The sequence below is a fragment of the Streptococcus sp. HMSC061D10 genome (genome assembly GCF_001808865.1).
GTDB lineage: Bacteria > Bacillota > Bacilli > Lactobacillales > Streptococcaceae > Streptococcus.
Genome location: NZ_KV795020.1, coordinates 358486 through 377291, shown reverse-complemented (window position 1 = coordinate 377291; position 18806 = coordinate 358486). Strand labels below are relative to the sequence as shown.

The following is an 18806-nucleotide window of genomic DNA, read 5'->3' as shown; positions in this document are numbered from 1 at the left end:
TGTCTATCGATTTCTGTCCCACCGCCTTTTTAAAATATAATGGAGCCGGTGGGAGTCGAACCCACGTCCAAACACCTGCTAACATATTTGTCTACAACCATAGGTTATGTATTGTTTTAACAGCTCCTTGACACATAACTCAAGCCTAGAAACTGCGAGTCTATAAATCTCTTATCAAACTGCTAGACAAAGTTTGATCGTATCTCGCTAATAATAAGACCTGTCATTGAACACGAGCGATCCAAATCGGGTCACGCCTGCTGGTTTTTAGGCAACTAGAGCGTAAGAAGTGTTATTTTTTGCAGTTATATTTAACTGAGCGTTTACGTCGCCACACGAGTCGCAAAATATGCCTCATAATGCCTGTCGAATCCGTAACGACCCCAAAAGACAATACAATTATTATACCTTATCTGAGGGGAAATTGCAAAAGTCAAGTAAAAAAAGGAATGACACTTTGGCATGTATATGTTTTAAAAGTGACTGTTTAGAGCGATGAAGAGTCATCAAATTAGTTAGAAAATCAAGAGAAAAACTGAAAATCATGTTATAATAAAACGATAGAATCGTAAGAAAGAGTGGATGATTTTTTTGATAATTCCTACTTATAATTGGCAATTTGCTCCGCAAGTTGAAGATGCGGATTTTACAAAGATAGCTAAGAAAGCTGGTTTGGGACCTGAAGTAGCTCGTTTGTTATTTGAACGAGGCATCAAGGATGAGACCGGTCTGAAAAAATTTTTAGAACCTTCTTTGGAGGATTTGCATGATCCCTACCTTCTGCATGATATGGAAAAGGCAGTGGAGCGGATTCGCCATGCTATTGAGCAAGGGGAGTTGATTCTCATTTACGGGGACTACGATGCGGATGGGATGACTTCTGCTTCCATTGTTAAGGAAAGTTTAGAACAGTTGGGTGCTGAGTGCCTGGTCTATCTTCCCAATCGCTTTACGGATGGTTATGGTCCAAATGCCAGTGTCTACAAATATTTTATCGAACAGCAGGGTGTGTCTTTGATTGTGACGGTGGACAATGGTGTGGCGGGGCATGAAGCCATTGATTTGGCTCAGTCTATGGGAGTGGACGTTATTGTGACCGATCACCATTCTATGCCTGAAGTTTTACCAGATGCCTATGCTATTATTCATCCTGAACATCCAGGGGCGGACTATCCTTTCAAACATCTAGCGGGTTGTGGAGTTGCTTTTAAGCTAGCTTGTGCCCTTTTGGAAGAAGTGCAGGTTGAGTTGTTAGACTTGGTTGCTATCGGTACAATTGCCGATATGGTCAGTTTGACTGACGAAAATCGTATCATGGTCCAATATGGTCTTGAGGTCTTGCGCAATACTCAACGAATGGGCCTGCAAGAAATGTTTGAAATCGCTGGGATTTCGAGTAGCGATGTGACAGAAGAGACGGTTGGTTTTCAATTGGCACCACGTTTAAATGCCCTAGGACGCCTGGATGATCCCAATCCAGCTATTGATTTGTTGACTGGATTTGACGATGAGGAAGTGCATGAAATCGCCCTTTTGATTCATCAAAAGAATGAAGAACGTAAGGAAATTGTTCAGTCGATTTACGATGAAGCTAAAGGCATGGTGGATCCTGAGAAAAGTGTTCAAGTTTTGGCTAAGGAAGGCTGGAATCCGGGAGTTCTTGGAATTGTAGCTGGGCGCTTACTTGAAGAATTGGGTCAGACAGTTATTGTCTTGAATATCGAAGATGGACGCGCCAAGGGGAGTGCTCGAAGCATTGAAGCAGTCGATATCTTTGAAGCCTTGGACCCGCATCGAGAACTGTTTATCGCCTTTGGTGGTCACGCAGGTGCTGCTGGTATGACCCTTGAAGTGGATAAGTTGGAAGTCTTGTCTGATCTTTTGGAAGCCTATATCCGAGAAAAAGGTGCAGATGCCCAAGGTAGAAACAATCTATTTTTAGATGAAGAACTGGATTTAGAGTCCTTGAGTCTGGAGACGGTGAAATGTTTTGAACGTCTAGCTCCTTTTGGGATGGATAACCAAAAACCTATCTTCTATATTCGAGATTTTCAAGTTGAGAATGCTCGAGTTATGGGGGCTGGTAATGCTCATCTCAAGCTGAAAATTTCCAAAGGTGAGGCCAGTTTTGAGGTGGTTGCTTTTGGTCAAGGGAAGTGGGCGACTGAATTCTCACAGACCAAGCAACTGGAATTGGCAGTGACTCTTTCTGTCAACCAATGGAATGGTCAAACAACCTTGCAGTTGATGATGGTTGACGCCCGTGTAGAAGGTGTCCAGCTCTTTAACATTCGTGGCAAGAATGCCTTGTTACCAGAAGGGGTAGCCGTTTTGGATTTTACGCAAGAGTTACCTGATGTGACCTCTTGTTCTGCTATTGTCGTAAAAAATATCCCTGAGGATATATCCCTCCTTAAGAAAATCTGTCAGGAGCAGGAATTTTCAGCTCTTTACTTTAAAAATGATATAGCCAAGGCTTACTATTTGACGGGATATGGAACGAGAGATCAGTTTGCAAAATTGTATAAAACCATCTATCAGTTTCCAGAGTTTGACATTCGCTATAAACTCAAGGATTTGGCGGCCTATCTCAAGATTGAGCAAATTCTATTAGTTAAAATGATTCAGATATTTGAAGAGCTTGGCTTTGTAACCATTGAAAATGGAGTCATGAGGGTGAATAAAGAGGCTGAAAAGCGTGATATAGCTGAGAGTCAGATTTATCAAAAGCTGAAACAAACTGTTAAAGATCAAGAGATTATGGCTCTTGGAACAGTTCAGGAAATCTATGATTTCTTAATGGAAAAAAGTGAATAGAGATAGAAAGAGTTGGCTTGCTGACTCTTTTTGTTTGATGTCAAGTGGAAGTTAGTTGAAGTAGAAAATGGAGAAAGAAGTGGAAAAGAAATTCCTGATAGATTACAAACCCTAACAGGGAAAAGGATTGAAGTGAGTTTATCTTTGTTCAGGGGATGCTTTTGGATATGTATGATTTTTGTGATAAGAGATAAAGTTGCTTGCCATGATGATTTTTATTAGAAGCTTATGTCTAAAGGTATGTGATATAAAGGTTGATGAGGGAGAGATGTTGGGAGCAAAGAGACCTGCTGTGGCCGAGAAGTACTTGTTAATCTTGTCGAAGTAGTTGAAGATTCGAGGTAATCTGACGGCTTAGTCGGAATTTAGCCATCTTGTAATTATAAGATAAAAACAGATGGTTGAAGTCGGATTATGTGTGAGCTTCATTTTGAAAATTAGTAAAAAAATGGTATAATGAATGGAAAAGATTCGGCTGAAAGTGAATTGGACTTTCAGAAAAAGAGAGCATTTAAAGCTCTACAAACAGTTGAAGTGACTATTCGGAGGAAAGATGAATACTATTAAATTAACAACACTTGGGGGTGTACGTGAAAATGGTAAGAACATGTACATCGCAGAAATTAACGACTCGATTTTTGTATTAGATGCAGGTTTGAAATACCCTGAAAATGAACAGTTGGGTGTCGATGTCGTTATTCCCAACATGGACTATTTGTTTGAAAATAGCGACCGTATTGCTGGGGTTTTCTTAACACACGGGCATGCGGATGCGATTGGCGCCCTTCCTTATCTCTTGGCAGAAGCTAAGGTTCCTGTATTTGGCTCAGAGCTGACCATTGAACTTGCCAAGCTTTTTGTTAAGGGAAATGACAGTGTCAAGAAATTTGATGATTTCCATGTGATTGATGAAAATACAGAGATTGATTTTGGTGGGACTGTTGTGTCCTTCTTCCGTACAACCCACTCTATCCCAGAAAGTTTGGGTGTGGTCTTAAAAACGGCTGAAGGAAATGTTGTTTACACAGGAGATTTCAAGTTTGACCAAACGGCTAGTGAATCCTATGCCACTGACTTTGGTCGATTGGCAGAGATTGGTCGTGAAGGAGTCCTGGCTCTTCTAAGTGATTCTGCGAATGCAGATAGCAATATCCAAGTAGCCAGTGAAAATGAAGTTGGTGTAGAAATCACGCAAACCATCTCTGACTGGGATGGACGCATCATCGTTGCTGCAGTTGCAAGTAACCTTTCTCGTATCCAGCAGGTTTTTGACGCAGCTGCGGAGACAGGACGCCGTGTTGTTTTGACAGGATTTGATATTGAAAATATCGTCCGTACAGCTATTCGTCTGAAAAAATTGTCTTTAGCAAGTGAAAATCTTTTGATTAAGCCAAAAGATATGTCTCGTTTTGAAGATCATGAGTTGATCATTCTTGAAACTGGACGTATGGGTGAACCGATTAACGGCCTACGCAAGATGTCTATCGGTCGTCACCGTTATGTTGAAATCAAAGACGGTGACCTAGTTTATATTGTTACAACACCATCAATCGCCAAGGAAGCGGTTATGGCACGTGTAGAAAATATGGTCTACCAAGCAGGTGGAGTTGTCAAGCCAATTACTCATAGCTTGCGTGTGTCAGGACATGGGAATGCGCGTGATTTGCAATTGATGATCAACCTCTTGCAACCTAAATATCTCTTCCCAATCCAAGGAGAATACCGTGAGTTGGATGCCCATGCTAAGGCTGCTATGGCAGTTGGTATGCTACCAGAACGTATTTTTATCCCTAAAAAAGGGACTACTATGTCTTACGAGCATGGGGACTTTGTTCCATCTGGTGCAGTTACAGCAGGCGATGTTTTGATTGACGGGAATGCTATTGGAGATGTCGGGAATGTCGTTCTTCGTGACCGTAAGGTCTTGTCAGAAGATGGGATTTTCATCGTGGCTATCACTGTTAACCGTCGTGAGAAAAAAATCATTGCTAAAGCTCGAGTGCACACGCGTGGATTTGTCTATCTCAAGAAGAGCCGTGATATCTTGCGCGAAAGTACAGAGTTAGTCAATCAAACAGTAGAAGACTATCTACAAGGTGAAGAGTTTGATTGGGCAGAGCTCAAAGGTAAGGTGCGTGATAATTTGGCCAAGTTCCTCTTTGACCAAACCAAGCGTCGCCCAGCTATCTTACCAGTAGTCATGGAAGCAAAATAGGATCAAATAGCAAGAGAAAGTCGAGTTTCGGCTTTTTCTTATCTTAAATGAATAAGGAGCAAGTTATGGCAGTAATGAAGATTGAGTATTACTCAGAAGTTTTAGATATGGAGTGGGGAGTGAATGTTCTCTACCCTGATGCGTCTCGGGTTGAGGAGCCAGATTCTACAGATATTCCTGTTCTTTATCTCCTTCATGGGATGTCAGGGAATCACAACAGTTGGCTCAAACGGACCAATGTAGAGCGCTTGTTGCGAGGGACCAATCTGATTGTTGTCTTGCCTAATACAAGTAATGGCTGGTACACAGATACTCAATATGGTTTTGATTATTATACTGCCTTGGCAGAAGAGTTACCTAAAGTATTAAAACGTTTCTTCCCAAATATGTCTAGCAAGCGTGAAAAGACTTTTATCGCTGGTTTATCAATGGGAGGCTATGGTTCCTTTAAGTTAGCACTGTCAACTGACCGTTTCTCCTATGCAGCTAGCTTTTCTGGGGCACTTAGCTTCGAGGAATTTTCTCCTGAGAGCCAAGATTTAGGGACGCGTGCCTACTGGCGAGGTGTTTTTGGTAAGCTTGATAATTGGGAAACTAGTCCTTTTTCGCTGGAAAGCCTTGCTAAAAAGTCAGACAAGAATACCAAACTCTGGGCTTGGTGTGGCGAGCAAGATTTCTTGTATGAAGCCAATAATCTAGCAGTGAAAAATCTCAAAAAACTAGGCTTTGATGTGACTTATAGCCATAGCGCTGGAACGCACGAGTGGTATTATTGGGAAAAACAATTAGAACGTTTTTTGGCTACGCTGCCGATTGATTTTGTTTTGGAAGAACGCTTGTCTTAGTTTTAGTTTTCTTTCAGCTTACTTAAGTAAAATAAGGAATCTATCTTTAGAATGGGAAACCAGGACTAAAAGATGGATTCTTATTTTTTTAGGAAAGGCGGGAAATCATGTTCTGGATTATTCGTGTTCTATGTCGATTGTTACTAGGGATTTGGCGCATGATCTGGCGCCTTGTGTGGACTCTTGTAGTCTTAATTCTCATTGCTTTAGGGATTCTCTGGTATATGACAGGGGATTTATCTGGTGTCTTAAATCAAGCGGGGCAACTTGTTCAAGTTGGTCAAGCAGGCTGGCATCAATGGCAAGAAACTGGTAAGTTACAAGGCTTGTCTCAGACCGACCATCATCAAGATTCAGGAGTAAAATGGCCCCAAGCGCAGGCAACTATTTATATCGATCCTCAAATGGATGCGACTTTCCAAAGGGCCTACCTTGAAGCTATTGCAAACTGGAATCAGACCGGTACTTTTAACTTTGTGCTTGTAACAGAACCGAATCAGGCCAATATTTTCGCTACCGAAATGAACGATGGTTCCACATCTGTTGCTGGCGAAGCAGAGAGTCAAACAAATCTCCTAACCAAACAATTCACTTCCGTAACGGTTCGTTTGAATCATTATTATCTATCCAATCCAAACTATGGCTATACCTATGATCGTATCTTGCATACGGCAGAGCATGAGCTAGGTCATGCCATTGGCTTGGAACATACTAATGAAGTGTCAGTCATGCAGCCAGCAGGTTCTTATTATGGTATTCAGGCTCAAGATGTTCAAGCAGTTCAAGAACTTTATGAGTCTGGAGAATAAGTGATTTTCAAACGAAAAATAGAGCTCCTTGATGTAAGCAATGAAGGGGGCTTTTTGCTATAATGGAACTATGAATAACTTGATTAAATCAAAACTAGAGCTCTTGCCGACCAGCCCTGGTTGTTACATTCACAAGGATAAAAACGGTACGATTATCTATGTAGGAAAGGCTAAAAATCTACGTAACCGTGTACGGTCCTATTTCCGTGGGAGTCATGATACCAAAACAGAAGCCTTGGTGTCTGAAATTGTGGACTTTGAGTTTATTGTTACGGAGTCTAATATTGAGGCCCTCCTTCTGGAAATCAACTTGATTAAGGAAAACAAGCCTAAGTACAATATTATGCTCAAGGACGACAAGTCCTATCCTTTCATTAAAATTACCAATGAACGCTATCCTCGCTTGATTATCACCCGTCAGGTCAAGAAAGACGGAGGTCTCTATTTTGGTCCCTATCCGGATGTGGGCGCGGCCAATGAAATTAAACGGCTATTGGATCGGATTTTTCCTTTTCGTAAGTGTACCAATCCACCATCAAAGGTCTGCTTCTATTACCATATTGGCCAGTGCATGGCTCACACCATCTGTAAGAAAGACGAGGCTTATTTCAAAGCCATGGCTCAAGAAGTCTCTGATTTTCTAAAGGGTCAGGATGACAAAATCATCGATGACCTCAAGGAAAAGATGAATGTGGCAGCTCAGAGTATGGAATTTGAACGTGCAGCTGAATATCGAGATCTGATTCAGGCCATTGGAACCCTTCGGACCAAGCAACGAGTTATGGCCAAGGATCTCCAAAATCGCGATGTCTTTGGCTATTATGTAGATAAGGGTTGGATGTGCGTTCAGGTATTCTTTGTCCGCCAAGGTAAGCTCATTGAGCGTGATGTCAACCTTTTTCCTTACTACAATGATCCAGATGAAGATTTCCTAACCTATGTTGGGCAGTTTTATCAAGAAAAATCTCATCTGGTTCCTAATGAAATTTTGATTCCTCAGGATATTGATGAAGAGGCTGTTAAGGCTTTGGTGGATACCAAGGTTCTAAAGCCCCAACGTGGAGAGAAAAAACAACTGGTTAATCTCGCTATCAAAAATGCGCGTGTTAGTCTAGAGCAGAAATTTAACCTGCTAGAAAAATCAGTTGAAAAGACTCAAGGTGCCATTGAAAACTTGGGACGACTCTTACAAATTCCAACCCCAGTCCGTATCGAGTCCTTTGACAATTCCAATATCATGGGGACTAGTCCAGTTTCTGCCATGGTTGTTTTTGTCAATGGGAAACCGAGCAAGAAGGATTACCGCAAGTACAAGATTAAGACGGTGGTCGGACCAGATGACTATGCAAGCATGCGAGAGGTTATCCGCAGACACTATGGTCGAGTTCAACGTGATGGCTTGACCCCGCCTGACTTAATTGTTATTGATGGTGGTCAAGGTCAGGTTAATATCGCTAAGCAGGTTATTCAAGAAGAGTTGGGGTTAGATATTCCCATTGCAGGTCTGCAAAAAAATGATAAGCACCAAACCCATGAATTGCTCTTTGGAGATCCGCTTGAGGTGGTAGAGCTGTCTCGTAATTCGCAGGAATTTTTCCTCCTACAACGCATTCAGGATGAGGTCCATCGCTTTGCGATCACCTTCCACCGTCAACTGCGCTCTAAAAATTCCTTCTCCTCTCAATTGGATGGAATTGAAGGCTTGGGTCCAAAACGCAAGCAGAACTTGATGAAATATTTCAAATCTCTGACAAAAATCAAGGAAGCCAGCGTGGATGAGATTGTCGCAGTTGGTATACCAAGAGCAGTAGCAGAGGCTGTTCACCAACACTTGAATCCCCAAGAACGCGTAGAACTAGCTCAGGTAGCAGAAGAAAGAGTAAATTACCAAACAGAAGGAAAATCATGAACTATAAAATCCCAATTTTATCAGTAATTATGGCAATGTGATATCCTTAGAAGCAGAATTGCAGAATCCTTAGCAAAATCTTGATTAACATGTCAATCAAGATTTTGCGAACAGTCTATTGTGATAGAATGGAAAATCAGTTATGATACCTATAGAAAAATCAAATCCGTTTGAAGTTGAAAAAATTTGCTTAGAATTATATAAAAAAATGAATTTTCGAAATTATCCTGAATTTAAAAATGATTTAAATAGTTGGGTAGCCAGCAATGTACAAGAACTAGCAAGTGAAGAAGATGCTTTTCTAAAGATAATGACTGGTGAGTATTCATTTTTAGAGAATATTAAAGAATTCTTGGATAATTTCGTAGATAAAGAACCTAGATTAGCAGAGTATCTAAAAAAATCCTACGACAAGATTGATTCTGAACTGAGAAAGAAAATAATTGATTTAAAAAACGTTTCGGTATGCCCGTATTGTAATCGTAATTATATAAGTTCAACATATAAATTCCTTCAATGTAATAACTGTAATCAAGAGTTATTGGTAATTGATGGGACTGAAAAAGAATGTCCAGGTTGCAAACAAGAAATTAACGGTCAGACTAAAGTAGTAAATACTGCTCAACTCGACCATTTTTTTCCAAAAGACAGCTATCCGCTGTTTGCTGTTTCATTTTATAATTTAATCCCTAGTTGCTATAGTTGCAATCATGTGAAATTAAATAAGGATTTAAAACATAGTCCTTATGATAGCAGTTTTCCATTCGATGATGTAAAGTTTACATACATTCCAAAGTCTACTGATAAGATTGAAATAAAAATTGATTCTTGTAATCCAGACTTTAAAAATGGGATTCGTATTTTGGGTATAGAAGAACTATATCAAAGCCACATTGATGTAGTCAATGAATTGATTTGGAAAAAAGAAGTATATACAGATAGTTATAGAGAAGGTTTGTCAAAAATCTTAAATCAACCAAATTTTGAATTGAGTCAAGCTGAGTTGAATCGCTTTATAACAGGTCACTACACGGACAAAGAAAATTATGGGAAAAGACCACTCTCGAAGATGGTTGCAGATATTGGTAGAGAAATAGGATTGATAGGAGAAAAGTAATGGCATTGATTGCTTTGGTGATTAAAAGATATAATGAACTTTTTAAAGAAGAGGTTTTTAATTTTTCTGACGAATATAAAGTTGATTTTAACTTTGAAACGAATGTACTTAAAATTGATAAAAATCCAGACTATATTGAAAACTTTTATGGAGAGTCTATTTATAATATTTCGCCAATAGTTGGAATAAATGGGACTGGGAAGACAACAGTTTTAAACATAATTAGTGACTACTTACCAGATAAATTCGAACAAGAACTTGATAATCAATATTTTTTTCTTTTTGAAATTGGAAAACATGAAAATAAAGTAAGGTTTAAGGTTTCTCGCCAAAATTTATCTGTTGCTAATTTATCAGAATATGGAGAATCTCCTTTTTACAGAAATCAAGATGGGAGTTTTGAGCTTGATTCAGGATATTATGATGGGACTCAAAATATCTTATACGTTAATTTGTTAAATAGGGGAAGAGGTACCCTTAGATATCGTACAACATTGAATCAAATGGGATTAGCAAGGTTTATACATTCATATCTGTGGTTGAGCGATCGTAATATTATTAGTTCGGTTTTATCTTGTTCGTTAAAGATTGAATCCTATGGTTTAAAACCAATGTCGAGGGAGATAAAAGCTATAGGATTTTTAATATATAAGTCTATATATAATATTTTCTATGACGAAGTTAAATTAATAAAGAAATTTTTATCTGAACGTTTATTATTGGAATGTAAAGAATATTTAGAAGAAAATGTTTCTAATCATGAGGACTCTGGATTTAAATTACTTTTAGATATAGTAAAAGAATTAGACAAAAATGAAGTAAAAGATGAAACAAGGAAAATTATAAAAGAGTATGTTGAGTCAATAATTGATATAGTTAATATTTTTAGAGAAATCCGAGAAAATGGTTCTTTAATTGATAATGAATCTTCTTCAATTTTGTTGAAATACGCCAATAATAATAGATCTTTATTTGAGAAACTTAGTGACAAATTACTCCGGTATACAAAATCGAAAAAATTAGTAAATGATCGTTATAAATCTTTAGAAAAATATAATAAAGATTATGCGTTAAACGAGACTCCTGATTATCATATGTCAACTGGAGAAGGGAACTTGATTGAAATATTTTCACGAGTTTATTCGTATTTACTTATGTATGAAAAAAATACTGAGGATATCATACTGATAGTTGATGAATTAGAAACAGGAATGCATCTAGAATGGTCCAGGAGATTAATTAACATTCTTATAAAAAATCTTTCTGAAATATTAGGAACTGAGGGAAAGGAGAAAAAAATTCAACTCATCTTCACAACCCACTCCCCTTATATGCTTTCGGATATTAAACCAGGAAATGTGATTATGATTGAAAAGAATCAAGATACGGGATATTCAGAAGGAAAAATATTGCAAAATACGTTTGCTAAGAATATCCAAGAAATCATGAAGGAAAATTTGATTGATAACATTTATGGTGATTTTGCCTTAGAGAAAATTGATTCTATGATAAGTAGACTGAATGGAGAAGAAGTGCAAAAAGGAAATGAAGAAGAACTATTAAAAGAAATTCATTTAATTAGCGAGCCTATTCTTCGTAATAAATTATTAGAGATGTATGATAAGAAATACAATACCTCAGAATTTAGTATTGAAAAACAACTACAGAAGTTGAATCTGAATGAGGAACAACGCCAGCAGGTCAGAGCAATGGTCAAAACAAATAATAGGGCAGTTGATACGGAAATTTAATATGAATTTTTAAAATGTTGGAATGATTAAAGTAGATAACTAAAAAATTAGAACGGATTATTATAGTCTAAGATATATTCTCTCTCCATATTAACTCAGCTTTTTCATCTGAATAGAGAAATATCTATTTGTGTGGTTTCTCTTAAGAAATGAAATGAGTATATCTTAGGTTCTGAGATGACTACAACACTTAAACTTTCCCTAGGTTACGGAGTCACCTGCTGAATACAAGTGATAAAGTAGCAAGAAAAGGTTTTTGCTTTAGCGAGTGCAAGCTAGTCAGAATTGTGGTAAAATAGATAAGATATGACTAAAGAATTTCATCATGTAACGGTCATGCTCCATGAAACTATTGATATGCTTGATGTGAAGCCTGATGGCATTTACGTTGATGCGACCTTGGGTGGAGCAGGCCATAGCGAGTATTTATTAAGTAAATTAAATGAAAAGGGGCATCTCTATGCCTTTGATCAGGACCAGAATGCCATTGACAATGCCCAAAAACGTCTGGCGCCTTATATAGAAAAAGGAATGGTTACCTTCATCAAGGACAACTTCCGTCATTTGCAAGCACGTTTGCAGGAAGCGGGTGTAGAAGAAATTGATGGTATTTGTTATGATTTGGGAGTTTCGAGCCCACAGTTGGATCAACGTGAGCGTGGTTTTTCCTATAAAAAGGATGCACCGCTGGATATGCGGATGAACCAAGAAGCTAGTTTGACAGCTTATGAGGTTGTCAATCACTATGATTATCATGACTTGGTTCGTATTTTCTTCAAGTATGGCGAGGACAAATTCTCCAAACAGATTGCTCGAAAGATTGAACAGGCGCGTGAGTTGAAACCTATTGAGACAACGACAGAATTGGCCGAGATTATCAAGTCCGCCAAGCCTGCCAAGGAACTCAAGAAAAAAGGTCATCCTGCCAAGCAGATTTTCCAAGCCATCCGTATTGAGGTCAATGATGAACTTGGGGCTGCAGATGAGTCCATCCAACAAGCTATGGAATTACTAGCTGTGGACGGAAGAATCTCAGTCATTACCTTTCATTCGCTGGAAGACCGTTTGACCAAGCAATTGTTCAAAGAGGCTTCAACAGTGGAGGTGCCAAAAGGCTTGCCTTTCATTCCAGATGATCTTAAGCCCAAGATGGAATTAGTCTCTCGTAAACCAATACTACCAAGTAAGGAGGAGTTGGAGGCCAATAATCGTTCCCACTCAGCCAAGCTACGAGTAGCTAGAAAAATTCACAAGTAAGGGGATAAAATGGTAGACAAAAGAGAAACGACGAGCCAATTGCTGCAAGCTCGTATCAAGAGATTTTCGCGTGTTGAGAAGGCTTTTTACCTTTCGATTGCCATTACAGCCCTTGTCTTAGCCATCAGTGTGGTTTATATGCAGACCAAGCTCTTGCAAGTCCAGAGTGAATTAACAACTGTTAATACTCAGATTGAAGAAAAGAAAACGGAGCTAGATGATGCTAAGCAAGAAGTCAATGAATTGATCCGTTCAGAGCGTCTGACAGGAATTGCGGATTCGCAAGAACTGCAACTGAATAATGAAAATATCCGATCGGCGGAGTAGTATATGAAAACCTGGAAAGAAAAAATAGTACACTTTGCCATTAAGAATCGCAAATCTCCCCTTGAAAACCGCAGACGAGTTGGGAAGAGCCTTAGTCTCTTAGCCGTCTTTCTCTTTGCTGTTTTTTTGGTTAATTTTGCGGTGATTATTGGTACGGGGAAGAAGTTTGGTGTTGACCTGGTCAAAGAAGCCAGTAAGGTTCACCAAACGACTCTAACAGTTCCTGCTAAGAGGGGAACCATTTATGATCGTAATGGAACGCCGATTGCTGAGGATGCAACGTCCTATAATGTTTATGCTGTCATTGATAAGGACTATAAATCAGCTAATGGAGATGTTCTATATGTAGAAGAATCTCAGTACAATAAGGTTGCCGAAATTTTCCATAAGTACTTGGATATGGAGGAATCCTACGTCAAAGACCAACTCTCTCAACCAAATCTCAAACAGGTTTCTTTTGGTGCTAAAGGGAATGGGATTACCTATGCTAATATGATGTCCATTAAACAGGACTTAGAATCTGCTAAGGTTGAGGGTATTAATTTTACGACTAGTCCAAATAGAAGTTATCCAAATGGGAAATTTGCATCATCCTTTATTGGTTTAGCACAGTTACATGAAAATGAAGATGGCACGAAAAGTTTAATTGGGACATCTGGTATCGAGAGTTCCTTAAATAGTTTATTGGCAGGGACAGATGGTATTATTACATACGAAAAAGACCGTCTAGGTAATATTGTTCCTGGTACAGAACAAGTCACCCAACAGACCGTAAACGGGAAAGACGTCTATACGACCCTATCTAGTCCTTTGCAGTCCTTTATGGAAAGTCAAATGGATGCCTTCCAAGAAAAACTAAAAGGCAAGTATATGACAGCAACCTTGGTCAGTGCTAAAACAGGGGAAATTCTTGCAACGACGCAGAGACCAACCTTCGATGCTGATACTAAGGAAGGGCTGACTAAGGACTTTGTTTGGCGTGATATCCTCTATCAAAGTAACTATGAGCCGGGGTCAACCATGAAGGTTATGACGCTCGCTGCTGCTATTGATAATAACACTTTCCCAGGAGGAGAAGTTTTCAATAGCAGTGAATTAAAAATAGCGGATGCGACGATTCGAGATTGGGATGTTAATGCTGGTTTGACTACTGGTAGGATGATGACTTTCTTACAAGGTTTCGCTCTCTCCAGTAATGTTGGAATGAGTCTACTTGAACAAAAAATGGGAGATGCTACTTGGTTGGATTATCTCAATCGCTTTAAGTTTGGGGTGCCGACGCGTTTTGGTCTGACTGATGAGTATTCAGGTCAATTGCCTGCAGATAATATTGTCGATATTGCCATGAGTGCATTTGGTCAGGGGATTTCTGTAACGCAGACCCAGATGCTACGTGCTTTTACAGCCATTGCGAATGACGGAGTTATGTTAGAACCAAAGTTTATTAGCGCCCTTTATGATCCAAATGATCAGTCAGTTCGGAAGTCGCAAAAAGAAGTTGTGGGTAATCCTGTTTCTAAAGAAACGGCTAGTTTGACTAGGGAAAACATGATTTTGGTTGGTACAGACCCTATTTATGGGACCATGTATAATCGTAATGATAATAAACCAGTAATTACTGTTCCTGGTCAGAATGTTTCTGTCAAATCTGGAACAGCTCAAATTGCCGATGAGCAAAACGGAGGATATTTAGTTGGGAAAACCAATTATATCTTTTCTGTAGTAACCATGCATCCTTCTGAAAATCCAGACTTTATTCTTTACGTAACAGTTCAACAGCCAGAACACTTTTCTACACCTTGGTTTGGAGAATTTGCTAATCCTATTCTTGAACGAGCTTCTGCTATGAAAGAATCTCTTAATCTTCAGTCTACAGCTAAAAATCTGGATCAAGTTACAACAACAACTAGTTATGCAATGCCAGCGACCAAGGACTATAGTCCGGGAGATATGGCAGAGGAACTGAGACGCAATCTTGTTCAACCAATCGTTATCGGTTCAGGAACAAAAATCAAGGACAGTTCAGTGGCAGAAGGAACAAATCTAGACGCTAATGAGCAAATCTTACTCCTTTCAGACAAGGTAGAAGAGATGCCTGACTTATATGGCTGGTCTAAGAAAAATGTTGAAACCTTTGCCAAATGGTTGAATCTTGAAGTTGAGTTTGAAGGCACAGGAGAAACTGTTAAAAAGCAAAGTGTTCGTTCTAATACAGCTTTAAAAGATTTACAGAAAATAAAAATAACATTAGGAGATTAGAATGCTTATTTCTATCTTTGCTGGAGTGATTGCCTTTATTCTAACAGTCATAGGAATTCCAGCCTTTATCCGTTTTTACCATAAAGCACAGATTACCGGTCAACAGATGCATGAGGATGTCAAACAACACCAAGCAAAAGCTGGGACACCAACAATGGGAGGACTCGTCTTTCTCCTAGCAGGAGTTTTAGTTAGTCTGGTCCTTGCTCTCGTGACTAATCAATTAACCAATAATGTCGGAATGATCCTCTTTATCCTGGTCTTATATGGTTTGGTCGGTTTCTTGGATGATTTCCTCAAGGTTTTCCGCAAAATCAATGAAGGACTTAATCCTAAACAGAAGCTCTTGCTTCAGTTGGTCGGAGGAGTGATCTTCTATTTCTTCTATGAAAGAGGTGGAGATATCTTAAATGTATTTGGTTATCCCTTGCATTTAGGTGTTCTGTATATTCTCTTTGCCCTCTTTTGGTTGGTCGGTTTTTCAAATGCAGTTAACCTGACTGACGGAATCGATGGCTTGGCAAGTATTTCTGTGGTGATTAGCCTATCTGCCTATGGAGTGATTGCCTATGTGCAAAATCAGCTCGATATCTTACTAGTGATTGTAGCTATGATTGGTGGTCTTCTTGGCTTCTTTGTCTTTAACCATAAACCTGCTAAAGTTTTCATGGGAGATGTAGGTAGCCTAGCCCTTGGAGGGATGTTAGCGGCTATTTCCATGGCACTGCACCAAGAATGGACGCTGCTTTTGATTGGTCTAGTGTATGTTTTTGAAACAACATCTGTTATGATGCAAGTCACCTACTTTAAGTTGACTGGAGGAAAACGTATCTTCCGTATGACACCAGTTCACCACCATTTTGAGTTGGGGGGCTTTTCTGGGAAAGGCCAAGCTTGGAGTGAGTGGAAGGTCGACTTCTTCTTCTGGGGAGTGGGCTTACTCGCTAGTCTCTTGACTTTAGCTTTCATGTATTTGTTCTAAAAATAGAATATTGATTATAAGAGAGAAGGATTAAGTTCCTTCTCTTTTCTATTTCCATCAGTTTATTGCATCCCCTTCTCAAAAATAGGTAAATTTATGGTAAAATGGAAATAGAAAGTTGAAATGATGAGTTATTTTAAAAAGTATAGATTTGACAAATCCAAGTTTAAGTTAGGAATGCGAACTTTCAAGACAGGGATCGCTGTTTTTTTAGTTCTCATGATTTTTGGTTTTTTTGGTTGGAAAGGACTTCAGATTGGAGCCTTGACTGCAGTTTTTAGTTTAAGAGAAGATTTTGACAAGAGTGTTCATTTTGGTACTTCTCGTATTCTCGGAAATAGTATCGGTGGTTTTTATGCTCTGATTTTCTTTCTCTTAAATAATCTTTTTCATGGCGCCTTCTGGGTAACCCTTCTTGTTGTTCCGATTTGCACCATGTTAACCATTATGACAAATGTTGCAATGAACAATAAGGCAGGTGTTATCGGTGGAGTTGCGGCTATGTTGATTATTACCTTATCAATTCCAAATGGTGAGACAGTTTTGTACGTATTTGCCCGAGTTTTTGAAACCTTTATGGGTGTTTTTGTAGCAATTCTTGTAAATTACGATATTGATCGTTTACGGAGCATTTTACTGAAAAAAACAAAATAATGTCACAAGATATAACATTATTGATTGACGATTGAATTTTTTTAGACTATAATAGACAGAAAGAAGGAAGTGTACATGAAGGAAAAAGAATTTCGTCGCAATATGGCAGTTTTTCCTATTGGTAGTGTTATGAAACTGACCGATCTTTCGGCGCGCCAAATTCGTTACTATGAAGACCAGGAATTGATTAAACCTGATCGCAACGAAGGTAATCGCCGGATGTATTCTTTGAATGATATGGATCGATTGCTTGAGATTAAAGATTATATCTCTGAAGGTCTGAACATTGCTGCCATTAAGAAAAAATATGCTGAACGTGAGGCGAAGTCTAAAAAACCAGTGAGTCAAACTGAAGTACGTCGAGCACTTCGGAATGAAGTTCTCCAGCAAAGTCGCTTTGCTTCTCAACAATCACCTTTTGGTCGCGGTTAGGCAACCGCTAGTCGTCAAATATAAGGAGAAAAAACATGCCAATCACAGCTGCAGATATTCGTCGTGAAGTTAAGGAAAAAAATGTAACCTTTATTCGTCTCATGTTTTCAGATATTTTGGGAACAATGAAAAACGTCGAAATTCCTGCTACAGATGAACAACTAGACAAGGTCTTGTCAAATAAGGCTATGTTTGATGGGTCTTCTATTGAAGGATTTGTCCGTATCAATGAATCAGACATGTATCTATATCCAGATTTGGACTCTTGGACAGTCTTCCCATGGGGAGATGAGAACGGTAGTGTCGCAGGATTGATTTGTGATGTCTATACAACAGAAGGGGAACCATTTGCAGGAGACCCTCGTGGAAATCTTAAACGTGCCCTTCGTCATATGGAAGAAGTTGGATTCAAATCTTTCAACCTTGGACCAGAGCCAGAATTCTTCCTATTTAAGCTTGATGAAAATGGAGACCCAACTCTTGAAGTGAATGATAAGGGTGGTTACTTTGATTTGGCGCCTACAGACCTTGCTGATAACACTCGTCGTGAGATTGTAAATGTCTTGACTAAAATGGGATTTGAAGTAGAAGCCAGTCACCACGAAGTTGCCGTAGGTCAACATGAGATTGACTTTAAATATGATGAAGTTCTTCGTGCTTGTGATAAGATTCAAATCTTTAAACTTGTTGTAAAAACCATTGCTCGTAAACATGGTTTGTATGCAACCTTTATGGCTAAACCTAAATTTGGTATCGCTGGCTCAGGGATGCACTGCAATATGTCCTTGTTTGACGCGGAAGGAAACAACGCCTTCTTTGATCCAAATGATCCAAAAGGAATGCAATTGTCAGAAACAGCTTATCACTTCCTTGGTGGTTTGATCAAGCACGCTTACAATTACACAGCTATCATGAACCCAACAGTAAATTCATACAAACGTTTGGTTCCAGGGTATGAAGCACCTGTTTACATCGCTTGGGCTGGTCGTAACCGTTCACCGTTGGTGCGCGTTCCTGCTACTCGTGGAATGGGAACACGTTTGGAGTTGCGCTCAGTAGACCCAATGGCAAATCCATATATCGCTATGGCTGTGCTTTTGGAAGTTGGTTTGCACGGTATTGAAAACAAAATCGAAGCACCAGCGCCAATTGAAGAAAACATCTATATCATGACTGCAGAAGAGCGTAAAGAGGCTGGAATCACAGACCTTCCATCAACTCTTCACAACGCTTTGAAGGCCATGACAGAAGACGAAGTGGTTAAAGCAGCTCTAGGTGAACACATCTACACTAGCTTCCTTGAAGCCAAACGAATTGAATGGGCAAGCTATGCAACCTTCGTTTCACAATGGGAAATTGATAACTACCTAGATCTATACTAATGATAAATCAGAAAGATTGTCCGTGAGGACGATCTTTTTTTCTTGCAATT

At 39.1% G+C, this 18806-nt stretch carries 14 protein-coding genes and 1 other RNA gene; 14 read left to right on the top strand and 1 reads right to left on the bottom strand.

The features are described 5' to 3' along the window. Positions 1-37: 37 nt before the first annotated feature. Positions 38-385, bottom strand: a transfer-messenger RNA (tmRNA) gene (gene ssrA / locus HMPREF2728_RS08500). 206 nt (positions 386-591) lie between these two features. On the opposite strand from ssrA, the gene recJ reads away from it, so the two are divergent. The 14 genes from recJ (at position 592) to glnA (ending at position 18756) form a co-directional block, all read left to right on the top strand. Then, positions 592-2817 (top strand): single-stranded-DNA-specific exonuclease RecJ, encoded by a 2226-nt coding sequence (gene recJ, locus HMPREF2728_RS08495; RefSeq protein ID WP_075227652.1) that lies wholly within the window; start codon positions 592-594, stop codon positions 2815-2817. 553 nt (positions 2818-3370) lie between these two features. Next, a complete protein-coding gene (locus HMPREF2728_RS08490; protein ID WP_075227643.1) occupies positions 3371-5032 on the top strand; it encodes a ribonuclease J in 1662 nt (553 codons plus the stop codon). 65 nt (positions 5033-5097) lie between these two features. After that, on the top strand, positions 5098-5877 hold the full coding sequence (locus HMPREF2728_RS08485) for an alpha/beta hydrolase (RefSeq protein ID WP_075227642.1): 780 nt from the start codon (positions 5098-5100) through the stop codon (positions 5875-5877). Between the two features lie 107 nt (positions 5878-5984). Beyond that, a complete protein-coding gene (locus tag HMPREF2728_RS08480) occupies positions 5985-6686 on the top strand; it encodes a M57 family metalloprotease (RefSeq protein ID WP_075227641.1) in 702 nt (233 codons plus the stop codon). A 70-nt stretch (positions 6687-6756) separates the two neighbouring features. Further along, positions 6757-8595, top strand: a complete 1839-nt coding sequence (uvrC, locus tag HMPREF2728_RS08475; protein WP_075227640.1) for an excinuclease ABC subunit UvrC — start codon at positions 6757-6759, stop codon at positions 8593-8595. Between the two features lie 142 nt (positions 8596-8737). Next, positions 8738-9712, top strand: coding sequence for a hypothetical protein (locus HMPREF2728_RS08470; RefSeq protein ID WP_075227639.1), 975 nt, complete (start codon positions 8738-8740; stop codon positions 9710-9712). Beyond that, positions 9712-11463, top strand: a complete 1752-nt coding sequence (locus HMPREF2728_RS08465; protein WP_075227638.1) for an AAA family ATPase — start codon at positions 9712-9714, stop codon at positions 11461-11463. Before HMPREF2728_RS08470 ends, HMPREF2728_RS08465 begins: the two co-directional genes overlap by 1 nt. A gap of 306 nt (positions 11464-11769) precedes the next feature. Further along, entirely contained in the window at positions 11770-12720 is a 951-nt protein-coding gene (gene rsmH / locus HMPREF2728_RS08460; RefSeq protein WP_075227637.1) for a 16S rRNA (cytosine(1402)-N(4))-methyltransferase RsmH, read from the top strand. 9 nt (positions 12721-12729) lie between these two features. Further along, positions 12730-13047: a cell division protein FtsL gene (ftsL, locus tag HMPREF2728_RS08455; RefSeq protein ID WP_075227636.1), complete on the top strand. Its 318-nt coding sequence runs from the start codon at positions 12730-12732 to the stop codon at positions 13045-13047. 3 nt (positions 13048-13050) lie between these two features. Next, positions 13051-15306, top strand: coding sequence for a penicillin-binding protein PBP2X (gene pbp2X, locus HMPREF2728_RS08450; RefSeq protein WP_075227635.1), 2256 nt, complete (start codon positions 13051-13053; stop codon positions 15304-15306). Between the two features lies 1 nt (position 15307). Next, positions 15308-16288 (top strand): phospho-N-acetylmuramoyl-pentapeptide-transferase, encoded by a 981-nt coding sequence (gene mraY / locus HMPREF2728_RS08445; protein ID WP_000908759.1) that lies wholly within the window; start codon positions 15308-15310, stop codon positions 16286-16288. A gap of 126 nt (positions 16289-16414) precedes the next feature. Continuing rightward, positions 16415-16942 carry an FUSC family protein gene (locus HMPREF2728_RS08440; RefSeq protein ID WP_025171302.1) on the top strand — a complete coding sequence of 176 codons (528 nt, stop codon included), beginning with the start codon at positions 16415-16417 and terminating at the stop codon, positions 16940-16942. A 75-nt stretch (positions 16943-17017) separates the two neighbouring features. Next, positions 17018-17374, top strand: a complete 357-nt coding sequence (glnR, locus tag HMPREF2728_RS08435) for a transcriptional repressor GlnR (RefSeq protein WP_000659543.1) — start codon at positions 17018-17020, stop codon at positions 17372-17374. Positions 17375-17409: 35 nt separating this feature from the next. Further along, positions 17410-18756, top strand: coding sequence for a type I glutamate--ammonia ligase (gene glnA / locus HMPREF2728_RS08430; protein ID WP_061862651.1), 1347 nt, complete (start codon positions 17410-17412; stop codon positions 18754-18756). The last annotated feature ends 50 nt before the right edge of the window (positions 18757-18806 follow it).